Source organism: Brevibacterium sp., from assembly GCF_031179145.1.
Lineage (GTDB): Bacteria > Actinomycetota > Actinomycetes > Actinomycetales > Brevibacteriaceae > Brevibacterium.
In genome coordinates, this window is the sequence record NZ_JAPSIB010000003.1 from 204,954 (window position 1) to 225,998 (window position 21,045).

The 21,045-nt window shown below is 63.8% G+C and carries 16 protein-coding genes and 1 CRISPR repeat array (1 of these 17 cut by a window edge); of the genes, 5 read left to right on the forward strand and 11 right to left on the reverse strand.

The genetic code is table 11. The features are described from left to right. Nucleotides 1–1,855: a CRISPR direct-repeat array (repeat unit 28 nt; unit sequence GGCCTACCCCCGCGTGCGCGGAGCGGAT); it begins 746 nt to the left of the window's first position. 40 nt (nt 1,856–1,895) lie between these two features. The 4 genes from RIT73_RS04130 to RIT73_RS04145 are packed head-to-tail and all read right to left on the reverse strand — an operon-like array spanning nt 1,896 to nt 8,881. After that, nucleotides 1,896–5,648 carry a hypothetical protein gene (locus RIT73_RS04130; RefSeq protein ID WP_309130786.1) on the reverse strand — a complete coding sequence of 1,251 codons (3,753 nt, stop codon included), beginning with the start codon at nt 5,646–5,648 and terminating at the stop codon, nt 1,896–1,898. Continuing rightward, the gene (gene csb2 / locus RIT73_RS04135) at nt 5,645–6,964 is read right to left on the reverse strand and encodes a type I-U CRISPR-associated protein Csb2 (protein ID WP_309130787.1); all 1,320 of its coding nucleotides are present in this window, start codon (nt 6,962–6,964) and stop codon (nt 5,645–5,647) included. Before csb2 ends, RIT73_RS04130 begins: the two co-directional genes overlap by 4 nt. Continuing rightward, nucleotides 6,964–8,217 (reverse strand): type I-U CRISPR-associated RAMP protein Csb1/Cas7u, encoded by a 1,254-nt coding sequence (gene cas7u, locus RIT73_RS04140; protein ID WP_309130788.1) that lies wholly within the window; start codon nt 8,215–8,217, stop codon nt 6,964–6,966. Before cas7u ends, csb2 begins: the two co-directional genes overlap by 1 nt. A gap of 31 nt (nt 8,218–8,248) precedes the next feature. Continuing rightward, nucleotides 8,249–8,881 carry a type I-E CRISPR-associated protein Cas6/Cse3/CasE gene (locus tag RIT73_RS04145; RefSeq protein WP_309130789.1) on the reverse strand — a complete coding sequence of 211 codons (633 nt, stop codon included), beginning with the start codon at nt 8,879–8,881 and terminating at the stop codon, nt 8,249–8,251. Between the two features lie 414 nt (nt 8,882–9,295). On the opposite strand from RIT73_RS04145, the gene dnaB reads away from it, so the two are divergent. Beyond that, nucleotides 9,296–10,633, forward strand: a complete 1,338-nt coding sequence (gene dnaB, locus RIT73_RS04150; RefSeq protein WP_309130790.1) for a replicative DNA helicase — start codon at nt 9,296–9,298, stop codon at nt 10,631–10,633. A 133-nt stretch (nt 10,634–10,766) separates the two neighbouring features. Further along, entirely contained in the window at nt 10,767–11,726 is a 960-nt protein-coding gene (locus tag RIT73_RS04155; protein WP_309130791.1) for a LysR family transcriptional regulator, read from the forward strand. A 131-nt stretch (nt 11,727–11,857) separates the two neighbouring features. Here RIT73_RS04155 and RIT73_RS04160 read toward each other — a convergent pair whose 3' ends face one another. After that, nucleotides 11,858–12,088: a hypothetical protein gene (locus tag RIT73_RS04160; protein ID WP_309130792.1), complete on the reverse strand. Its 231-nt coding sequence runs from the start codon at nt 12,086–12,088 to the stop codon at nt 11,858–11,860. Between the two features lie 532 nt (nt 12,089–12,620). On the opposite strand from RIT73_RS04160, the gene RIT73_RS04165 reads away from it, so the two are divergent. Then, nucleotides 12,621–13,265 carry a GNAT family protein gene (locus tag RIT73_RS04165; RefSeq protein ID WP_309130793.1) on the forward strand — a complete coding sequence of 215 codons (645 nt, stop codon included), beginning with the start codon at nt 12,621–12,623 and terminating at the stop codon, nt 13,263–13,265. 16 nt (nt 13,266–13,281) lie between these two features. On the opposite strand, the gene RIT73_RS04170 is transcribed toward RIT73_RS04165, so the two are convergent. Both RIT73_RS04170 and RIT73_RS04175 read right to left on the reverse strand, forming a co-directional pair. Beyond that, the gene (locus RIT73_RS04170) at nt 13,282–14,400 is read right to left on the reverse strand and encodes an acyl-CoA desaturase (RefSeq protein ID WP_309130794.1); all 1,119 of its coding nucleotides are present in this window, start codon (nt 14,398–14,400) and stop codon (nt 13,282–13,284) included. Nucleotides 14,401–14,518: 118 nt separating this feature from the next. Further along, a complete protein-coding gene (locus RIT73_RS04175; protein ID WP_113903112.1) occupies nt 14,519–14,722 on the reverse strand; it encodes a cold-shock protein in 204 nt (67 codons plus the stop codon). 424 nt (nt 14,723–15,146) lie between these two features. On the opposite strand from RIT73_RS04175, the gene RIT73_RS04180 reads away from it, so the two are divergent. Further along, complete coding sequence (locus RIT73_RS04180) at nt 15,147–15,647, forward strand: N-acetyltransferase (RefSeq protein WP_309130795.1); 501 nt, start codon at nt 15,147–15,149, stop codon at nt 15,645–15,647. An 18-nt stretch (nt 15,648–15,665) separates the two neighbouring features. On the opposite strand, the gene RIT73_RS04185 is transcribed toward RIT73_RS04180, so the two are convergent. Further along, entirely contained in the window at nt 15,666–16,931 is a 1,266-nt protein-coding gene (locus tag RIT73_RS04185; protein WP_309130796.1) for an MFS transporter, read from the reverse strand. Between the two features lie 85 nt (nt 16,932–17,016). On the opposite strand from RIT73_RS04185, the gene RIT73_RS04190 reads away from it, so the two are divergent. Beyond that, complete coding sequence (locus RIT73_RS04190; protein WP_309130798.1) at nt 17,017–17,766, forward strand: ABC transporter permease; 750 nt, start codon at nt 17,017–17,019, stop codon at nt 17,764–17,766. Nucleotides 17,767–17,807: 41 nt separating this feature from the next. Here RIT73_RS04190 and RIT73_RS04195 read toward each other — a convergent pair whose 3' ends face one another. The 3 genes from RIT73_RS04195 to RIT73_RS04205 form a co-directional block, all read right to left on the reverse strand. Continuing rightward, the gene (locus tag RIT73_RS04195; RefSeq protein ID WP_309130799.1) at nt 17,808–19,280 is read right to left on the reverse strand and encodes an MFS transporter; all 1,473 of its coding nucleotides are present in this window, start codon (nt 19,278–19,280) and stop codon (nt 17,808–17,810) included. A gap of 35 nt (nt 19,281–19,315) precedes the next feature. Then, nucleotides 19,316–19,555: a hypothetical protein gene (locus tag RIT73_RS04200; protein WP_309130800.1), complete on the reverse strand. Its 240-nt coding sequence runs from the start codon at nt 19,553–19,555 to the stop codon at nt 19,316–19,318. A gap of 72 nt (nt 19,556–19,627) precedes the next feature. Continuing rightward, a complete protein-coding gene (locus RIT73_RS04205) occupies nt 19,628–20,959 on the reverse strand; it encodes an MFS transporter (RefSeq protein WP_309130801.1) in 1,332 nt (443 codons plus the stop codon). Nucleotides 20,960–21,045 lie beyond the last annotated feature (86 nt).

Sequence of the window (21,045 nt, forward strand, 5' to 3'; positions counted from 1 at the left end):
ACCCCCGCGTGCGCGGAGCGGATCGTGCTCGTGTGCGATCACGCTGGATCGGGAGCGGGCCTACCCCCGCGTGCGCGGAGCGAATAGCACATCACGAACATCACCAAGACGATAAAGCGGCCTACCTCCGCGTGCGCGGATCGGATAGCTGCACCGCCGATGGCGACTGGCTGTTCCAGGGCTTACCCCCGCGTGCGCGGAGCGGATGATGTCCGTCCAGTCGGAGGGGCCGGCGCCATGGGCCTACCCCCGCGTGCGCGGAGCGGATTGCTCTTGGCCTCAGCCAGCAGCTCCTTCAACGGGCCTACCCCGCGTGCGCGGAGCGGATGCGTGCGCCCACCCACCCGGTGCCCAGGCGGGGGGCCTACCCCCCCGTGTGCGCGGAGCGGATGAGAAGGGATACCCCGTCCCCTACGCTGGGACGGGCCTACCCCCGCGTGCGCGGAGCGGATTCGCTTCAGTCTGTCATCTCAGCGCCGGGTTCGGGCCTACCCCCGCGTGCGCGGAGCGGATTCGCCAACGCCGACCTGTCGTTCGTGGCGAAGGGGCCTACCCCCGCGTGCGCGGAGCGGATGTGACACCGGAAGTTCTCGAGGACCGGCTGCGGGGCCTACCCCCGCGTGCGCGGAGCGGATAAGGTCGAACTCCTCGATCAGTGCCTTGCAGAGGGCCTACCCCCGCGTGCGCGGAGCGGATCCCAGGTTGAGCTCACGCAGCAGCTGCTCCACCGGCCTACCCCCGCGTGCGCGGAGCGGATAGGTTGTGCTCCCACCGCATCTGAGACGTGGACGGCCTACCCCCGCGTGCGCGGAGCGGATCTCGACTCCCCTCGAGGACTTGTCCCAGGCATCGGCCTACCCCCGCGTGCGCGGAGCGGATTTCGGCTGCGCTCATGCCGTAGTCGTCCACGGAGGCCTACCCCCGCGTGCGCGGAGCGGATACCGACATCCTCGACGGCACGCATGAAGCCACGGGCCTACCCCCGCGTGCGCGGAGCGGATCCTACGGCGCGGAACTCGGCGGACTCACAGCGAGGCCTACCCCCGCGTGCGCGGAGCGGATTTGAGCTCACAGGACACCGCCCTGCGGCCGTGCGGCCTACCCCCGCGTGCGCGGAGCGGATTCAGAACATCGCGCTCACGCCGGACACTTCGCCGGCCTACCCCCGCGTGCGCGGAGCGGATTGTGGATGCGGTGCGGTCCTGCTGCTTCCACCGGGCCTACCCCCGCGTGCGCGGAGCGGATCTTGCGCCTCCTGGCCGTCTCGAGCAGGCCGAGGGCCTACCCCCGCGTGCGCGGAGCGGATACGAACCGGGCCACAATGTCAGAAACTTCGCGGGGCCTACCCCCGCGTGCGCGGAGCGGATAAATCAGACATGCCAACATGCCCGTGCGTGGCCGGCCTACCCCCGCGTGCGCGGAGCGGATCGTGGAGACCACACACTCCCCGACCGTCATCGCGGCCTACCCCCGCGTGCGCGGAGCGGATCTAGTCGCAGATCCCATTTCCGCATTCACGGGCGGCCTACCCCCGCGTGCGCGGAGCGGATCTAGTGGTGCGACCGCCGCGCACGCTGCGGCAGGGCCTACCCCCGCGTGCGCGGAGCGGATGTCAGCGGTCGCGCTCAGGTACGGAAGAAAACCGGCCTACCCCCGCGTGCGCGGAGCGGATTCCGCAGACTCGGCAAGTTCTGCGTGCACGGCGGGCCTACCCCCGCGTGCGCGGAGCGGATAAGCTCGAGAACATCGACACCGGTGAAGCGTTGGGCCTACCCCCGCGTGCGCGGAGCGGATCCTGACAACCAGTCCGGGGCGTTCACGATCAGGGGCCTACCCCCGCGTGCGCGGAGCGGATACTTCCTGACCTGTAGCGTTACTCGCAAGGGGGTCCGTTTTCATTCGGTTTGACGTCGATGCTGCACCCCACCTCTCCAGATCGATTCGTACTTTGTGGGCTTTTGATGACGCGCCATATAAACCCATTGCAGACCAACGCCCGCCCAGTCCCAGTTGACTCGTCCTCGACCTATGAATGTCAGTGCCTGGAGCTCGTGGAAAGTCAGAGCCTCGGTGGGCATTGGCAGGATGAGTTCTCTGGTTCGGTCGCTGACTCCAATACCTCTGACTGGGCCAGCACCTATTTTTGCGATGCCGTAGAGAACGAGGGGAGCGAGTGCCGATCGAGTCTGGCGGGTCATGACGTCACCGAGGCCATTCACCACGGGGCTCTCCGCTAAACTTCGATCCATTCCGCCATCACAAGGATTATTGCCAAACCCAGCAGTCATGGTAGTCAACGTCAGGTATGCTTCCTCGGCGGATCCTTCACGTCTCTTCTCAGAGATCCGGTCGATTGCGATCTTCGGATACGAGGCATTGTTAGCGATTGGCACCAGAGGCATGACGACCTTTTCGCCCTCCGATGCCACGAGATCATTACCGAGAGTGAGGACGATCTCGTTTTCAGCGGCTTCCGATTCGGACAAGAGGCCCCGCAGGTTTCTCGCGGGATGAAGCTTCTGACTCTTGACTCCCAGGCTGCGACCGGTCGTATGCAGACCCAACAGCTTCTCCGCTTCGTCCCACTGAGGATCGGAGTGTATTCGGTCGACGAGTTCGGCCACGGGCACAGCGGAGCGAAGCACCGGTACGACCGGCAAGGCGTACTGGCTCGCATACAGGGTAGACCAATGGAGCCTTGCGTAAGGGTCATCTTCCTGCGTCGCGGCCAAGAGTCCGACTGCTGCGAACCAGCCGGTCAACGGATGGGTATGCAGCCCTGTCAGCGCTGTAGTCGTGGGCTCAGCCAGCAATTCAGGCACCTGGTTCTTGACCTGAGACCGCGATTCGTTCGTCTTGGCAGTGAATGCCTCAGGTGCCTCAAAACCGTTGCTCGGTCGCGCGGAAGCACGCCAATCGGCCAAGCGTAAGATCGCTTCCAAGTAAGCCAGTCCCCATACGCCATACAGCCGATTGAGTTCGGCGAACTCGTCAGCATGTTCAAGTGCCCCTGGGTATATAGGTTCGTCCGGTGGAACAACGCGCCGAATCGGTCGAAGCACGGGCCGGAACCACCCGTGGTGGGAACCGACCAGGTGCCGTTCGAGGAGAGGCAGATTCGCCATCATCACGGACTCAGCTTCGTGCCGCCATCCATCCTCGATTCCCACCAGACGCAGACGACGCAATTCCTCTGCACGGGACAGCCTCCGTCCCGATTTGGCCAGGACCACTGCACTCGAGCTCCCTTCGAAGGCACCAAGGTGCAGCTGGAACTCTCGACGGCGTTTGCCCTCGTCGTGGTGTAGCGCCGCGGTTGCCACTGAGCCGACGAGACCGGACTCAAGTCCGACGTTGCGGGCATCGGCGCTCGCCCACGACGCCGTCTGACGCTGGTGGGCAACGAGTTCGTGCGAATTCTGCACTTCGATTCTGCGCGCGCTCTGAATCCGAACGACAACAACTGACGGATGACAGGTTAACACTGTGACCTGTCGAACTTGCTCGCGATCGGAGGCACCCTTCTGCGCCAGTGCCTCCGCAAAGTCACTTGCCGCTTCGATCAGCAATGAGACATCGAGATCGTCCACCGGTATGCCACCTTCTGATTTCCTCTTGAGGACAGAGAATTCAGCGCGAAGTGGAGAGACATCGAAATCGTCGGTAAGTACCTCCAGTTGATCGAGGGATGACGGGCTCAGGACGAGGTCAACTTTGGTTGGCAGTCGGCTCCTTCCCATGTGGGAAATCGCCTTGACGGCAACAGATATCGAGATATCCAGGTTGGAACCCTCATCGGTCCGATTTCCTGTCCAGCCGAGTACCTTGTCGTAGCCACCAAGTGCAGGCTTCATCACCACACGTACTGCTGTAACAACGTCACGAATCGACCGGGGGATCTCCCAGGTCTCGCTTGAACTTCTCCATGTCCGGAATTGGTCAAGTGCGAATGGCAGTGGACCCGATTCTCGACCGATTTCCACATCGCCAACCCCATCGTGCATGGTCGCCGTCGCTTTGGCTTTACCCTGCAAGAAGAGTGCCAGTGCGCTGCGTGGAACGGCAACGACTTCCATCGGATCAATCCGAGGAGCATCTGTGCGGGAATCGAAGACGTCGAGTCGTTCCCGCCAGGCAATGGACACCTCGTTGGCGATGGGCGCGTCGGGGCCGGTGATGAGTGCATCGATGGGGACGTCTGGCTCGGGAATCGGACGAGTTTGGGCCAGAATGGGAAGCATCGCCGAGGTGAGCGTGCCGATGCGATTCTGATTGCCGACCAACTCTTCATGATCAATGTCGGGTCGCGCCCTGAGTTCTCTCAGTCCTGTGAAGCCGAGATCGATGAGGCCGTCATCCGATTCTTCGTCAAGTTTGCGCATGAGTCGAGTAGCCGCAAGAATGCGTTCTTCGCCGTACACTGCGTTTGTGGCCTTGCGTGAAGCAGGAGAATCGGTGTTTTCGTCCCAGCCTGCGATGACGGTGGCCGTGCCGTGATCGGAGTGGCCGTCTCGATTGAGTCGTCCCAGCCTCTGCACGAGAGCGTCCCACGGGCACACTTCAGTGATGAGTGCATCGAAGCTGATATCGACACCGACCTCGAGAGTCTGCGTGGCGACCACGATCCCCACATTCGGTAGAATGGGTTTGTCGTGAGGTCTGAAGCGCGAAGTGAGCAGAGTGACAGGCGCGTCCTCGTTTGCTGACTTGCTCAGTTTGCGATGGATCGCTTGTGCCATTCCGACAGTGTTGGTGAAGACCACTATGCGCTCTGCACCGGACCGTCGTGCTTCTTGGGTCGCAGCCACCATCAGCTTCTCGACGTTGGCATCGGTGTCACCGGACCAGTCGATGCGGGCAATGCGTTGCGTCTCGAGCCGTCTTCGTGCTGCTTCTGCTGTTTCCCGACAGGGGTCCAACGACAGAATGGTACCGCCGAGGTCGGTCAGCTTCGTATCGACAGTGGCCCCCAACAGGGAGGTCTGTGACTGGGGCACGCCGAGGTCTCGAATGGCCCGGGCCTGCAGCCGCTCCGTGGCAAGGATGGTGTGAACACTCTGCGCCGAGAGATGGGGTTCGTCGAACAGCACGAGTCGGTCAATGGCGCAGAGGCCGGCTGCGATGGAACGGACACCCGGGTTCACCCCGTAACCGCGTAGAAGCAGTCGAGAGACGAATTGATGACTGGAGAGCGACACAATGGAGCAACCTGCGGCGCGCAGCCATCTGCGGTCATCCGCACTGTCTCCATGAATGCTGTCGGTGACCAGTGCGAAGTCGTCCCCCGGGCCGAGGAGTGAGCCAAGAGCATCGCGGACAGTCCGCAGAGGGCCCTCTGGTGCCAAATTGATCTGTTCCGCGATGTGCTCGGCATATTCTGCGGTCGAGTCGATGATGGTGCGGCGATCGACGACATGGAAGATGCGTTGGGGTGCTGTTCGCGGTACTCCTTCATGGCATTGTCTGGCGAGTTCGTAAACGGCATTGGCAATCGTAGCTGTCTTGCCGAGCCCGGTGGGCACGTCGATATGCCAAGGCCAGGTTCCGTGCACCGCAAGTTTGGTGGCCAGGTCCTTCTGCCATTCGTAGGGCTCGTTGCCGTCATGCAGGGCAGCAAAGAATAATGTGAAGGTCGGGTAGCCGGTCATCGGTTCTCCTTGTGCGGCAGAAACATGCCGAATCCATGATCGGTCGAGGCTCCCAGAGCCAGTGGACCTTCAACCGGGCCGTCGAATTCGATCTCGAGCCACCATTGGGCGAGACCGTCGGAGTAGGCAGAACTCGGCCAACGGTGCTCGCCACGACGGTGCGGTTCAGAGTGCGCCTCGGTGATCGTCACGCCGGTGCCGAAGTGTTCCTGAGTCTCCTGACAGAGGTTATAGGAGAGAACTCGAATATCTGGGAAACCTCGGAGCGGCGTGGTGGATGTCCAGCGAATGGCAGATCGAGTCCACGTGCTTGGATCGAGCGTTCGCACGGCCCCAGAGGTAACGGCTGCGCGATCGTAAACGCATCTATTGATCACCGCGTTGACGGCGGCAAGCGGAGGTGGGACCTCCGCGATTTCGAGTGGGAGCAGTCCGATTCCAGCCAACCGCCCATCGCTCTGCGGATGAAGGCTTGCGGTCAGAGGCAGCGCCCGCCACTGAGGTGGCAGCACCTCGGCGATTTCCCGCATCAGAGCCGGCGCCCTCGGTTGGGGTACAGATGTAGGCAGTTCGAGGACATGCATCCGCTCCTGCCGAGGGACCGCTCGGGAGTAGCTCAGTGGCTGAGTGTACGCATCAGGCGGCAAGGTCGGCAGAACATTGATCGACCCATCCTCGGAGAATCGGCGACGATGATTCTCGTCCATCCAGGCGATGGTGTTCGGTTGCCATCCGAGCAGATGGCCCATGGGGCGTTTGCTGGGATGCCATGCAATGAGGTGTCTGGATGCAGCATACGTATCGTCAATGCTGAGTACGTTGAGCATCGCTGGATCGTTCGAGCGCCCGAAATACGGCACCAGCCGAGCGGCGGCATCAAGCGCTTCGATGTGCTCGGGTTCTAGTTCGATTTCGATGCGAAATTCAAGACGTCGTCCGGCTAACGCCACGGCGCCTTGAGGTTTGGCGACACGGTTGTGCGAGTCCATGCCGAAGTGTTCGAGACCCAGGTACTCGACGGCGGTCTCACCATGTGTGGCTGACAAGCGAGATGGCAGCCAAGTGCGGTCGGTGTAGGTGTCGGGAATCGCGAGATCACGATGATCGGATGTGTGGATGATCGGCGGCGGTGCAGCGACCAGACGGTTCAGGGCATCATGGGCACGCCGAGCCGTGTCGCTGGATTCCAACGAGTGTGCTCCCTGCTTGAGCGCGCCGAGGAGACGGATGGGCGAGGGCGGCCACTGCACCTCGCCAGTGCGTCCATGCCCGTGGAATGTCGGACGGAACAGGGTCACCGTGACGAGGAGTGACATCAGTTCTCCCGAGTCTGCTTGCTGCGTTCGTTCTCGACACGTTCGGCGATCAGTTTCCGTTGTGCCTCGGAGAAGTTGAGGCGGATGGGTTCCGCGAATCTCAGGCCAAGTGATTCGGCATCGGTGATGGCCTCCTGCAGAGCCCCGACGAGATCGTCGAGACCACCGACATCCAAGGTGATGGGATCGGCTTGTCCCTGTCTCATCGATCCCCACCTTTGAACGGTGGCGAGCAGCGAGCAATGGCTGCGCAGGAAGCCGTCCTCGGCAGCGAGCTCATGCCCGGTCATCGCCAGTAGCGTCAGAACTGTCAGTGCTGCATCTTTGATCTCTCGATTCTCGAAGCTGATCGAGCGCAGGACGGCCAGGGAGATGCTGGCCTGCTGCAGTATCAGCTCACAGATGTAGCCCGTGGTCATGGGTTGGCCCGGAATCTGACCGAACCCGGCCTTGGAGGGTTCGACTCCGGTCTTTCCGACAACGAGTTCGCCGTTCTTGAAACCGACGCGGCTCTTCTCGGACGCACCACCAGTGGGATCGAGTTTGGTCGCTCCCGTGACATTCGGGACAGCGCCGTACCCGATGATTTCCGAGGAGTAGGAACGTGGCAACTTGTGCCGTGCGGCAACTCCTGAGGAGAGCCAGAAGCCGAAGATCGCCGAATTCGGGAAGTATCGATAGAGCTGTTCTCCGGTGGCGGCACTCGTCGTAGTGATCAATTCCCTGATCTGCCCATTCTGCTGCCAGACCTGCTTGCCGCCGTCGGTTTCTGCGAATCGAGCCCAAGCATCAGCATGCCGATGTGCCGCAGTCCAAGAAGAGACCTCAGCTCGAAGCGCGCTGACGATCTCGGGGTCCCTTTCTGCTGACAGGACGTCGTCGGGGACGGTGATGCTGATCCCGGGGAGTCGGGCACCGAGGCGGTCCTGTGAATTCCAGAGTCCGGCTTCGTTGCGTCCACTTTGAGATCCGACACTGTCGATGATCACCCGTGCAGCTGTGCAGGGTCGGCAGTTCTCGTCGCGCGCGATATCAACGAGCCACCCGTCGCGGTTCCGCGCGGGTACGAATGCATTCTCAGACACTGCATGCTGGGGAGTACGGTCGTTGTCACCTTGCTGCCGCGCATAGGTGGGCGGGGCGACCGCGACATTGCGACCGCCGAGAGGCTGGTACTCGGTCTCGACGACAATACCGGCGACGGCAGGATCGCGGACAAGTTCGAGGACAGATTGCTTGAGCTGTGATGGCATGACTGTTTACCTTCCGAGGTCGTTGGTGAGTTCAGTCGGTCCGGACTCGGAGGAGGCCGAGACCGTAGTTTTTCGCCTTTCCGACTCCTTTGGTGATTGAGGCGGACAGTTGTTCGGCTTCGGCCACGATGCATTGCGCCGTGATCTCGACTGCTGGGACCTTCTGGCGACGACCTCCGAGACGAGCGCTGACGAGGGGACCGAGCTTCAATGAACCGGGATCGGCGATGAGACCAATAGCAGAGAGTCGCTTGGCCGCCCACTCAGTGCGCTCCTCCTCGGGAACGATGATCATGCGGGAACGGTAGGCCTTCCCTTGTTTGAGCAGGGACCGGAGTTCTTCCGGGGTGCGAGACGGCGGAGTCTTCTGACAATTGCGGAAGACGGAGATAGTGAGATGGTCTCCTTGGCGGGGCATTTCGATGGATCCGAAGGACTCAACCTCCCCGAGGAGGCCCGGAGAAGTCGGTGGTGCGGCCGACTGCACAGTGAGCCGCTGGGCCCGATCGTCGAGATACCAGAGGATCGACATGGCTGCACGAGGAGAGTCCGTTCCGTCCACTCGCGGGAACGCCGACATGATGTGGGTATGGGCTCGTTCCCTGTTCTCGCGAAGTGCATCGCGTACGTAGGGACTGACGGTGGTGTGGACCTGATGCAGCATAGATCAACCTCTTTGTTGATGGTAAATGCAGGAATGGTAGGTATCCTAGATGTGACATAACTCACTGTCAACATCCGTAGTTTGCGGGATGATCCTCTCTTCGTTGACGGTACGGAGGGATTCCTTTTTCGGCCTTGCGCATGCAGGGGTGGCAAGACTGAAGCACCCAGTCCCGTCACGTTCCTCACGATTCTCGCGTCAGTGGTCGCGGCTATCGTCCTTATCAGAGCCGGGTTGCAGGTGTCCAAGCCGATCCTCGTCCAGGTGGCGACCGCGGTCCGCACGCGGGAGTGAGGACTGCCACCTCGGCGCCTGTGGTGGACACCGAATCCGGGTGAAGGAAGGGGGCTCGAACCCGGTTACAGTTGAGAGGCACTGATTTCTGGTGCGCGGTACTGGAGAGGGAAGCAGTTGTTGAGCAACGATCAGGGTTACGACGGTCTGAGGACTCCTCCACAGGATATCGAGGCGGAGCAGAGCGTGCTCGGCGCGATGCTCCTGTCCAAGGACGCGATCGCCGACTGCGTCGAGTCGATGGCCGGCGATGACTTCTACAAACCCGCACACGAGACAATTTATGAAGCCGTCCTCGACCTCTATTCGCGAGGCGAACCCGCGGACTCGGTGACGGTGGCGAACTACCTGACGAAGACCGGCGACCTTTCGCGCATCGGTGGTCCCGCCTATCTACACACCCTCATCTCCTCCGTGCCGACCGCCGCGAACGCCGGCTACTACGCCGCGATCGTCCGTGAGCAGGCTGTGCTCCGTCGCCTCGTCGAGGCCGGCACCCGGATCGTGCAGATGGGCTATGACGCGGAGGGCGACACGGACGATGTCGTCAACCTCGCCCAGGCCGAGATCTATCAGGTCACCGAGCGGCACACGACCGAGGACTACGTGGTCCTGTCCGAGATCCTCGGCGAAGTGGCGCAGGAGATCGAGCGCAACGGCGACACCGACGGGCAGACATCCGGGGTGCCGACCGGGTTCGTCGAGTTCGACCAGCTGACCAACGGCCTCCACCCGGGCCAGATGATCGTCATCGCTGCCCGTCCCGGTGTCGGAAAGTCGACGCTGGCGCTGGACTTCGTCCGTTCCGCCGCGATCCACCACCACCAGGCCGCCGTGTTCTTCTCCCTGGAGATGGGAAAGAACGAACTCGTCATGAGGCTGCTGTCCGCAGAGTCGGAGATTCCCCTGCAGAACCTCCGCCGAGGTGAGCTCAGCCCCCATGACTGGACGACCCTGGCCGCGACGGAGGCCCGGATCAACGACGCGCCGCTGTTCGTCGACGATTCCCCGAACATGGCGCTGACCGAGATCCGCGCGAAGTGCCGCCGCCTCAAGCAACAACATGACCTGAAGATGGTGTGCGTCGACTACCTGCAGCTGATGAGCTCCGGTAAGCGCGTCGAATCGCGTCAGCAGGAGGTCTCCGAGTTCTCCCGTTCCCTCAAGCTGCTCGCCAAGGAGCTCGAGGTCCCGGTGATCGCTCTGTCGCAGCTCAACCGCGGCAGTGAGCAGCGTACGGATAAGCGCCCGATGATCTCGGATCTGCGTGAGTCCGGGTCGATCGAGCAGGACGCGGACATGGTGCTCCTGATCCACCGTGAGGACATGTACGACAAGGAGCACGAACGCGCCGGTGAGGCGGACATCATCGTCGCCAAGCACCGTGCGGGGCCGACCGGTGACATCCCGGTGGCGTTCCAGGGTGCGAAGTCCCGCTTCGTCAACATGCCGCAATAGGGGTTCCGTAGCAAGGGCCACGTGGCCGGGGCCGCGGCCTAGGATGCGCTGACTTGGGCCGCTTCGCGGCCTGGTTCAGGCCGCTGACTCAGGCCGCTGAAGCCCCAATGGTCCTCTGCGTACGATTGCACCTATGGACCCCAACCCGAATGACCTGCTGGTGCTGCTCGCCGTCTCCCGGTCGGCGAGGTACGCAGTTGCGGCACGCACTCTGGGCGTGAACCACACGACGATCTCCCGTCGAATCGCCTCCCTCGAGACGGCTCTCGGCGGTCGAGTCCTCTCGCGGACCGACAGCGGGTGGGAGCTGACCGAGTTGGGTGAACAGGCGGTGCGCGCAGCTGAGAAGGTGGAGAGTGCGGTGGGCAGCCTCGGCGAGTGGGGGCAGACTCCCGACCCGGTGACCGGGGTGGTCCGGATGACCGCGACCGATGGATTCAGCGCCTATGTCGCGTCTCCTGCTGTGGCAAAGCTGCGGCGCACACATCCGGGGCTCAGCGTGGAGATCGTGACCGTAACCCGTCAGGCCTTGCAGCAGCGATCCGGACTGGATATCGAGGTCGTCGTCGGCGAGCCTCGAGTCCACCGCGCCGAGGCCTTGTTTCTCGGTGAATACGAACTCGGTATGTACGCTTCTCAGGACTACCTGGCTGAGAACGGAATGCCGTCGACCGTCGACGACCTCATGGCACATCACCTCGTGTACTTCATCGACTCCATGCTTCAGGTCGACGACCTCGATGCTCCGCGCCGGCTGTTCCCCGAGATCAAGGATGCCCTGACCTCGACCAATGTCTTCGTTCATGTCGAAGCCACTCGATCCGGTGCGGGAATCGGGTTCCTCCCGACGTTTATGGCGGACCTCCACCCCGACCTGATTCGGCTCTTCCCCCGCGAGGTCGCCGAACGTCTCCCGTACTGGATGGTGCTGAGACCCGAGTCCCTGCGACGACCTGCGGTCGCGGCCGTCGTGCAGGCGCTGCGGGAACAGGTGGTTGCGCACCAAGAAGCGCTCCTCGGTCGAGGTCGTGCCGAACGCCCGAAGCCGGATGCCAAAAGTGAAAACTGCAAGGACTTATCGCTGTCGGAATGATCTGCACCTGCCGGACCGAGCGGTCGTCGGACTTCTTCCTGCGGAAACCACTTCTACCGCGCAGCCACGCCCACACCATCGCCGTTCGATCGTGGCCATGGGACTGGAGGCTTCGGGTGTCCCGTGCCTGCTCACAGTGGATGCTGCGGACCCGGGAAATCGCGATGGAGCAGGTCGGTGATGCGACTGAGGGCCTGCGCCGAGGTGAGGACGGACCAGCCGCGGGCGATCGTGTGGACGACAGCTGCCCGGTCCATCTGGTGGAGAGGCAGGCGTTCGCGTGCGGGATTGGAGACGCGTCCGAGTGCGAAGAGGATGCAGGCGTAGCTCACGCCGAGGAAGATCAGGGGCAGGGTCGACATGCTCTCATAGTCGAATGTCCCCAGTCCGAATACAAGCAAACGTTGCTCAACGATCGTGTGGACGAAATGTACACGGACAAGGCGCGCGAAACCGCGGACGAGGTGTCCCCGCCTGTCTCCGAGGATAGAGCAGGCGCCCGCCGCGACGGGCGCCCGAAGACGATTGCCGGTAGCCCCACGCCAGAAGCCCGCCGCCCAAAGTGAGAACTGCAAGGACTTATCGCTGTCCGAATGATCTCTGCCTGCCGGACCGAGCGGTCGTCGGACTTCTTCCTGCGGAAACCACTTCTACCGCGCAGCCACGCCCACACCATCGCGGTTCCGCAGCCGCGCAGCCACGCCCACACCATCGCGGTTCCGCAGCCGCGCAGCCACGCCCACACCATCGCGGGTTTCGTGGCCGCGCAGCCACACCCACACCATCGCGGTTTCACGGCCCGGCGACCACGTCACACCATCGCACTCCGCGGACGGGCGCCAACGCTCGTCCACGACCATTGCAGTTTCGCCCCTGCAAGCTTAGGTTGGAGCCATGTTGGACTACGCGCCTTTGCAGATCCGGGTGGTCACGCCCCGGCTTGAGCTGGTCGGAGCCACGGATGAGATGCTGGCGAAACTGGCGCCCCTGGTTTATGAGGGGAAGACCTTCGCGGAGCCTGCGCCCTACGACGATCCGATGCCGTTCTACGAATCCGACCCCGAGGCGCGAGTCCACGAATGGCTGCGCGGCCGCTGGCGCGGACGGAGCATACTTGATCCCACGCAGTTCCGGCTCAGCTTCGCCGTCGTCGTCGACGGAGAGGCGGTCGGGATGCAGGACCTCATCGCGGAGAAGTTCGACACCTGCGGCACGGTCCTGACATTCTCATGGCTGTCGACCGACGTGCGGCGACGTGGGTTGGGCACGGAGATGCGCAGCGCCATCCTCCACCTCGCGTTCGCCGGCCTCGACGCGCGGGAGGCGAGTTCTGATGCCTTCGTGGATAATCTCGGTTCGAATCGCGTGTCCGAGCTGTTGGGCTACGAGAAGAACGGCGTCGAATGGGACACGCGGAGGGGCGAACCCGCACTGCTCCAGCGGTGGCGATTGACCCGGATGAATTGGGAAGGACACCGCAGAGGCGATATTCGTCTCCACGGTGTCCCGGCAGTGCGTCAGCTGATCGGCTGCGACTAGGCTGATCGGGCTGCGACTAGGCGCGCCGGAACTCAGCCATCATGGGGCAGTCGAACGGATCCCTGGCCGAAAGCCCGACGCGGTTGAGATAGTCGATGACGATCGCGTAGGAGCGCACCAGGCTCGTCTCGGTATAAGGAACGCCCTGTTCCTCGCACTTGGCGATGACGAACTCACGGGCCTTGGCCAGATGCGGTCGGGACATGCTCGGGAACAGATGGTGTTCGATCTGGTAGTTGAGGCCGCCCATCAGCCAGGTGGCCCACCAGCCGCCGCGGATGTTCCGCGATGTGCGGACCTGCTTGGAGAAGAAGTCGATCTTGGCATCACGGGCGATGACGGGCATGCCCTTGTGGTTGGGGGCGAACGAGGCTCCCATGTAGACGCCGAAGACTGCGAGCTGAACGCCGAGGAAGGCGAACGCCATTCCCAGCGGCAGGAACATGAACAGGGGCACGAGCAGGGCGATGAACCGGACGGTGATGAGCGTCAGCTCGGTCCAGCGGTTCTTGACCTTGCCCCTCGACATCAAGTGCGCGAGGCTCTGGTAGTGCAGATTGAGGCCCTCAAGCGTGAGGAGCGGGAAGAACGCCCAGCCCTGGTACTTCGTGATGAGCTTCCAGATGCCACGGTCCTTGCCGGCGTCCTCCTCGAGGAAGACGATGGCACCGGTGGCGATGTCGGGATCCTTGTCCACTTTGTTCGGATTGGCGTGGTGGCGGGAGTGCTTGGAGTCCCACCACGAATAGCTCATCCCGACGATTCCGACGCCCAGGATGAGGGACAGACGGTCGTTGCCCTTCTTGGTGGCGAGGATCTGTCGATGGGCGGCCTCGTGGGAGAGGAAGGCGACCTGCGTGAAGATGATTCCGAGGCCGGCGGCGATGAGGAGCTGGAACCAGCTGTCTCCCAGGAGTACGAATCCGGCGACGCAGCCCGCGAAGGCGACGGTCAGAGCCAGGCCGACCGTGAGATAGAACCAGGGGGTGCGCTCCAGCAGGCCGAGGTTGCGAACCTTCTGCGACACCTCGGCGAAAGATTTGATCTGAGGGGGGAAGGAATCGACGCCGAGGTGTTTCTGTTTCCGGCGTGTCACAGGCCTGACAGGTTCAGCAATCGTCGGTGTGGTGGTCATGAACTTCTCCGGCATCGTTGGGCGAATCGTCCAATGTCGTGGGGTGGACTCCCCGGTGCCAATGAGGCCCGGTACGCATTGGTACCGGGCCTCATTGAGCGATCGTCAGCTCCGAATATCAGAGAGGACGCACGCTGGTGGCCTGCAGGCCCTTGGCGCCCATTTCGGTCGAGAATTCGACCTTCTGGCCTTCGGTCAGCTCACGATAGCCGGTGCTCTCGATTGCAGAGAAGTGGGTGAAGACGTCGGCAGAACCGTCGTCGGGCTGGATGAATCCGAAGCCTTTTTCAGAATTGAACCACTTCACGGTACCTGTGCTCATGCTTTTTCCTTTGTTTCGATCGACCGCACTCGCGGCCGATGTGATAATGCAGTTTATTCGGTTATCCCGGCGGGAGTGGAAATTCAGACAATTCTTCCGAAAGAATTCGGAGGAATAGCTCGCTGTGATTCCGAGCACCTGGAAGGTGCAGGAGAGAAGCTTGCAAACGAATGAATAGTCCCGATCGGGTTGCGCGGATGGTAGACACGCGCCTAGAGGCAGTGGCATGGCGTCAAGTGGATCTACCTACACTTACTTAGCCATATATCTTCCGCACCTGATCGTGCGGCAACAATTCAACAATAACAGACTTCGGGCCGAATGCACACATTCACGTCCCGAACCTGCGATTCGCGGTGCTCCTTGGCAAATTGCCTTGCCACTCGGATTCGTTGCGGCAGCAAGACCGGTCTAGCCTGCATCCATGAGCTGTCGCATCGCGTTGCCCAGTCCCACCGACGCGGAGGGGATCGCCCGGATCCACATCGAGGCGTGGAAGGAGACCTACGGGCACCTGTTGCCCGCGGGCTTCTTCAGCCGCGAATGGGAGCAGGGGCGCGAGAGGCTGTGGAGAGAGGTCCTCGGCACCGAGAATCCGCACAGAAGGGTTCGCGTGGCGAGGGGCGACCCTGGAGGGGAGGAGGCGATCATCGGCTTCGCACTCGCCGGCCCACCGCAGGATGCTCAGACGTCTCCCCGTCCGCTGCTGCTCTATTCGCTCTACGTCCTGGCCGCACACCACACAAAGGGAGTCGGTCAGAGACTGCTCGAATCAGTGCTCGGCAACGAGCCGGCATTCCTGTGGGTGGAGAAGACCAACGTCCGGGCGATCGCGTTCTACCGCCGCAACGGATTCGGACTCGCTGGTGCGGAGCAGGTCGAAGACTCGTTCCCCGGAATCGTCGAGGCGCGGATGGTGCGCTGAGCCATCACGGCGGGCGGATCACCTCGGTGACGGCGTGCCTCTGACCAGGCGTCCGAAGGATCGCATCGCCACGGCGCCGAGGAGTGGGCCGAGAGCAAGGACGATGAAGGCGAACTGCCAGCCGAGCAACCGCGCCAGCACCGGCACGAGGTTGATCGTGACGAGGGTGAGCAGGAACCCGATCGCCGTCTGCGCGGTGAGCGCAGTGCCCGTGTACCGATGGTCGACGACCTCGCTGAGCGCGGTCGAGAACACTCCCGAGTCGGCGATGACCGCCGCTCCCCACACGGCGAGCATGATGAGGGCCAGCGGCCAGGGCGCGACGAACACCAGAGGCGAGGCAAGACAGCATGCACCGCTGACGATCATGGCGAGGCCGGCCGCTCGCGCTCGCCCGAACCTGCCCGAGGCCCACCCACCGAGCAGGCAGCCGATGACGCCGGCTCCTCCGATGGTGAGGAATGAGATCAGTCCGATCGGCGCGGAGGGATGGGCCGCGAGGAGGAAGGCGGGCAGCCAGGTCCACAGGGCGTAGAGCTCCCACATGTGACCGAAATAGCCGAGATTGGCCAGCCGCGGACCCCGCTCACGGAACATCTCCAGCGCATAGCGAGGCCGATGGGTGCCCCCACGTCCACCCAGCTGCGGTCCGCGGCGGACACACAGGAACGCGAGTGCCGCAGCGACCGCAGCCAGCGCTGATGCGGAGAGGAGAACCCCCTGCCAGGGAAGCTCCTCGAGACCGGTGAGCAGGTGGGGAAGTGCCGAACCCAGGGTGAGGGCACCGATGAGGACACCGATCGCCAGCCCGCGGTGGGCGGGTGCGAACCACGAGGCCATGAGCGCCATCCCCACCGGATAGACACCGGCGAGGAAAAGGCCGGTGGCCAGGCGCAGGACGATGACCGCGGCGAAGCTTTCGGCGAGGAACGGAAGCGCGGCTGTGGCCAGGCCGGCGCCGACGGCGGAGCAGGCCATCACCCGCTGCGGCGGGAATCGGTCGGGAAGGTTGAGAGCCGCCGAGGCGATCGCCCCGCCCACGAAGCCCAGCTGAACCGATCCGGTGAGCCAGATCGCCTGCGCATCGGAGATGCCCCAGGACGTCCGCAGGGCCGGCACCACTGCCGAGGCCGAGAACCAGGTCGCCATCGCGAGGATCTGCACCGTGGCGATGAGCGCGAGCTGCGCCAGCGGCGAGGGCGCTGGGCGCCGTTTCGGGTCGGCACCGTCTGGGCTGCCCCCTGGTGCAGGAGCCTCGCCCCGGCACCCGAGTTCGTCTGCCATGATGACCGCCCCTCCTCGCCCCCTGCAGCGGTGCAGGGGTCAGGAGAATTCAATCACCTTCTGCCCGGGATCTACACTGAGGAGCGTGTCGATCCCGGAGCTGCTTCCCTTCCTGCTCGGAACCGCCGTCATCGTCGGCGGCGCGATGGTCGTCCTCAGGACCGCCGAGGCAGGTCTCGGGTGGTTGCCCGTCGTCGCGGTCGTCCGTGCCCTCGTCCAGCTCGGGCTCGTGGCCCTTCTGCTCCAGGGCGCACTGACGACCTGGTGGACCGTGGTCGCCTTCGTGGCGCTGATGGCCACGACCGCCTCGGTGACGTCATTCCGGCGAGCCCGGGAGCTGCCGCTGGGACCCCGGGGTGCGGTGATCGGTGTGCTGGTCGGCTCGTCTGTCACGATCTCCCTCGTCTTCGCCTTCGGACTCGTCGCCGGGGACTACGAGAAGGTCATCGCCGTCGCGGGCATCGTGATCGGGAACTCGATGATGATCGCGACCCTGGCGATGCGCAGGTTCGCCTCGAACATCAGCTCCCACACCGGTGAGGTGGAGGCGTGGCTGTCGCTCGGGGCCAGACCCAGACGCGCCGTGCAGCGCCTGCGCCAGGACGCGATCAGGGAAGCGCTGATCCCGAGCCTCGATCAGACGAAGAACACGGGACTGGTGACGCTGCCGGGAGCGTTCGTCGGTGCACTGTTCGGCGGTGCGTCGCCGATCGAGGCCGCCCAGTTCCAGATCGTGGTGCTGGCGTCGCTGGTCCTGGCGGGTGCGCTGACCTCCGTGCTGGGCACCCTCATCGCTGCGAACATCCGGGCGCTGCCGGCGACCGCGCGAGACTGAACTCCGCGCTCGCCGGTCTGCGGACGCTGGCGTCTCCATCCTCAACTCCTCTGCGGCGAGTTCTTCGGTTCTCCGGCCGTCAGCGGGCGGGCGATGTCCTCGAGCTTCCTCCCTTCGGCCTTGACGCCGAAGATGAGCTCGCAGATCCCGCCCAGCGCCATCACGCCGGCGCTGATGTAGAAGCCGAGAGCCACCAGGCCGACGTCGCCGGACTCGATGAAGCGGCCGAACAGCAGGGGCCCGATGATGCCGCCGAGGCCCGTGCCGATCGCGTAGAAGAAGGCGATGGCCAGGGCGCGGGTCTCCATCGGGAAGATCTCGCTGACCGTGAGGTAGGCGGAGCTCGCTCCCGCGGACGCGAGGAAGAAGCACACCATGAGAACCGTCAGGAACAGCCAGGCATTGTCGCTGCCGGTCAGGATCAGGGCGAGGACGACCGCGACGGCTGCCGAACCGAGGTAGGTGATCGAGATCATCGGCTTGCGGCCGACGGTGTCGAACAGCCGTCCGAGGATGACCGGTCCGAGGAAGTTCGAGATCGCCCAGAGGACGAGGAAGATCGGGACTGTGGCCGCAGCGACGCCGAAGAAGCCGGTCATCAGGGTTCCGAGGTTGAACGTGATCCCGTTGTAGAGGAACGCCTGCCCGACGAACAGGGCCAAGCCCAGGACAGCGCGCTTGGGGTACTGCGTGAAGGCGACCTTCGCGATCTCCCGGAACGGGATCGTGTGACGCTGATGAATGGTCAGCGAGTCCTTGTCGTCGACCTCCTCGAGGTGGTGCTCACCGGATTCGTCCTCGACCTCGCGTTCGATGGACTCGATGATCGCTTCCGCCTCGTCTTCCCGGCCGTGGATGAACAGCCAGCGCGGGCTCTCGGGAACGTGACGGCGGACGATGAAGATGAGCAGACCGAGCAGGGCGCCGAGGCCGAAGGCCAGCCGCCAGCCGAGGTCCTTGGCGAAGAAGTCCTCATTGAGCAGCAGCAGGGCGAGGGCCGAACCACCGGCAGCGCCCAGCCAATACGAGCCGTTGATGACGAGGTCGACCTGACCCCGCTTGCGGGCTGGGATCAGCTCGTCGATGGCGGAGTTGATCGCCGCGTATTCACCGCCGATGCCGGCACCGGTGACGAACCGTGCCAGATAGAAGTACCACGGGGAGAAGGAGAACGCCGTCGCGACGGTGGCGACGACATAGACGGCGAGAGTGAGGATGAAGAGCTTCTTGCGGCCGAATCGGTCGGTGAGCTGACCGAAGAACAGGGCTCCCAGACAGGCGCCGAGGATGTAGACCGCTGCGGCGATGCCGATCTGTGCCGCACCGAGTTCGATTCCGCTGCCTTCTTCGGTCAGCCGCGCCGCGACGCTGCCGACCATCGTCACCTCGAGCCCGTCGAGGATCCACACCGTTCCCAGACCGATGACGACACGCCAGTGGAACTTCGTCCACGGCAGCCGGTCGAGCCTGGCAGGCACCTTCGTCGTGATGGTGCCGAGATCTCCTTGTGCCATCGTTCACCCTTCCAACCGAACGCCGGCCCCGGGGTCTACGAGCGGTCGTTGAACTTCCGCCACAGCCGCAGGGGCAACAGCCCAATCAGTGGTGCACGGCGCCCGAGGGATTCCGAGTCGTCGCGGTCGAATGCCGTCGCGTACCGGGCGGCGCGGTCGGCAGTGGGATAGGTCTTCGTCCCCCCGGCGCCGCAGCCGCGCTCGCATTCCCAGACCATCGTGCGGCCCTCGGAGCGGAAGCGGAACCGGTGCCCGAGCATTCGACAAGTCACCATGGCTCAGAGGCTAACACTCAGGCGTAGTTTGCGGGCAGGTGATCTTTCTGTGCCGGTTGCGCTGCCGGTGCCTCAGTGCTTGAACCCGGGCAGGTCGACGCTGAGCCGCGGGGCGATCGCGCCGGCGAACGCGGTGAACAGCGACAGGAACGTGAGCATGGCGGCGGCGGGCCACCAATGGCCGTGTGCTGCGGAGACGAAGCCGGTGGCGAGCAGGGGAATGAACCCGGAGAGCATCCCCGCTGCGTTCTGCGCCATCCCCACCCCGGTGTACCTGGTGGCGGCAGGGAAGAGGCCGGTGAGCACGGTGCCCGAGGCCGCGTAGGGCAGGGACAGCGTGGACACCGCGAGCACCATGGCCAGCACGATGAGGACCGGCCGGTCCGAGGAGAAGAGCAGGAACGAGGGAACGGCCATGATCGCCGAGGCGACCCCTCCCCAGAGGATGACTCTGCTCGCCCCGTACCTGGCCCCCAGCATGCCACCCCAGATGAGGATGAAGATCTCCACGGCGGCGGCGACCATGCTGCCGAGCAGGAGGAGGGAGTCGTCGTAGCCGAGGACATTGACGCCGTACCAGACGCAGAAGGCCGTGACGAGGTAGAACCCGCCGACGCCGAGCAGGGCCGCGGCCATTCCGACGATGATCTGCCTCCAGCTCTGACGCAGGGTGGTCCGCACCGGGCTCTTGGAGACCTCGCCGGACTCCTCGAGCTGGCGGAACACCGGTGACTCCTCGAGGCGGCTGCGGATCCAGACGGCCACGAGGAGGAGCGGGAGGGCGATGAGGAAGGGAATCCTCCAGCCCCAGGAGTCGAAGTTGTCCTGAGAGAAGAGCAGCGTCATGACGAAGAACCCGCCGGAGGACAGGATCGTGCCGATGGGGGATCCGATCTGCGGGATCGCGGCGTAGCGAGCCCGCAGGTGCAGTGGAGCGTTCTCCACGACGATCGTCATCGCTCCCGACCATTCGCCGCCGACGAACAGCCCCTGCAGGATCCGCAGGAGCACGAGCAGGACCGGGGCGGCGAATCCGATGGCGGCGTAGGTGGGGAGCATCCCGATGAGGCCGGTGACGAGACCGATGCCGACGATCGTGATCATGAGGACCCGGCGCCGTCCGATCTGATCGCCCATCCGGCCGAAGATGATTCCGCCGATCGGACGGGCCGCGAGGCCGACGCCGAAGGTGGCGAAGGAGGCCAGAGCGGCTGCGGTGGCGTTCTCACTGGTGAAGTACTGGACGTTGAAGATCAGGGCCGCCGCGGCGCTGAACAGGAAGAAGTCATACCATTCGAGGGCGGTGCCGATGAGCGCCCCGAGCGCGACCTTGTTGGCGTCCTTGATGCTCAGTTCCTGGGTGGCGTCGTACTCGAGTGCTGCGGGGGTGGCTCTCTCGCTCATGGTCTCTCTCCGTTGAGGGTGGGAACAGGTCCGAGGGTGGGGCTGTGCTGAGGATCGAAGCAGGTCCGCGGGTGGGAACAGGGCCG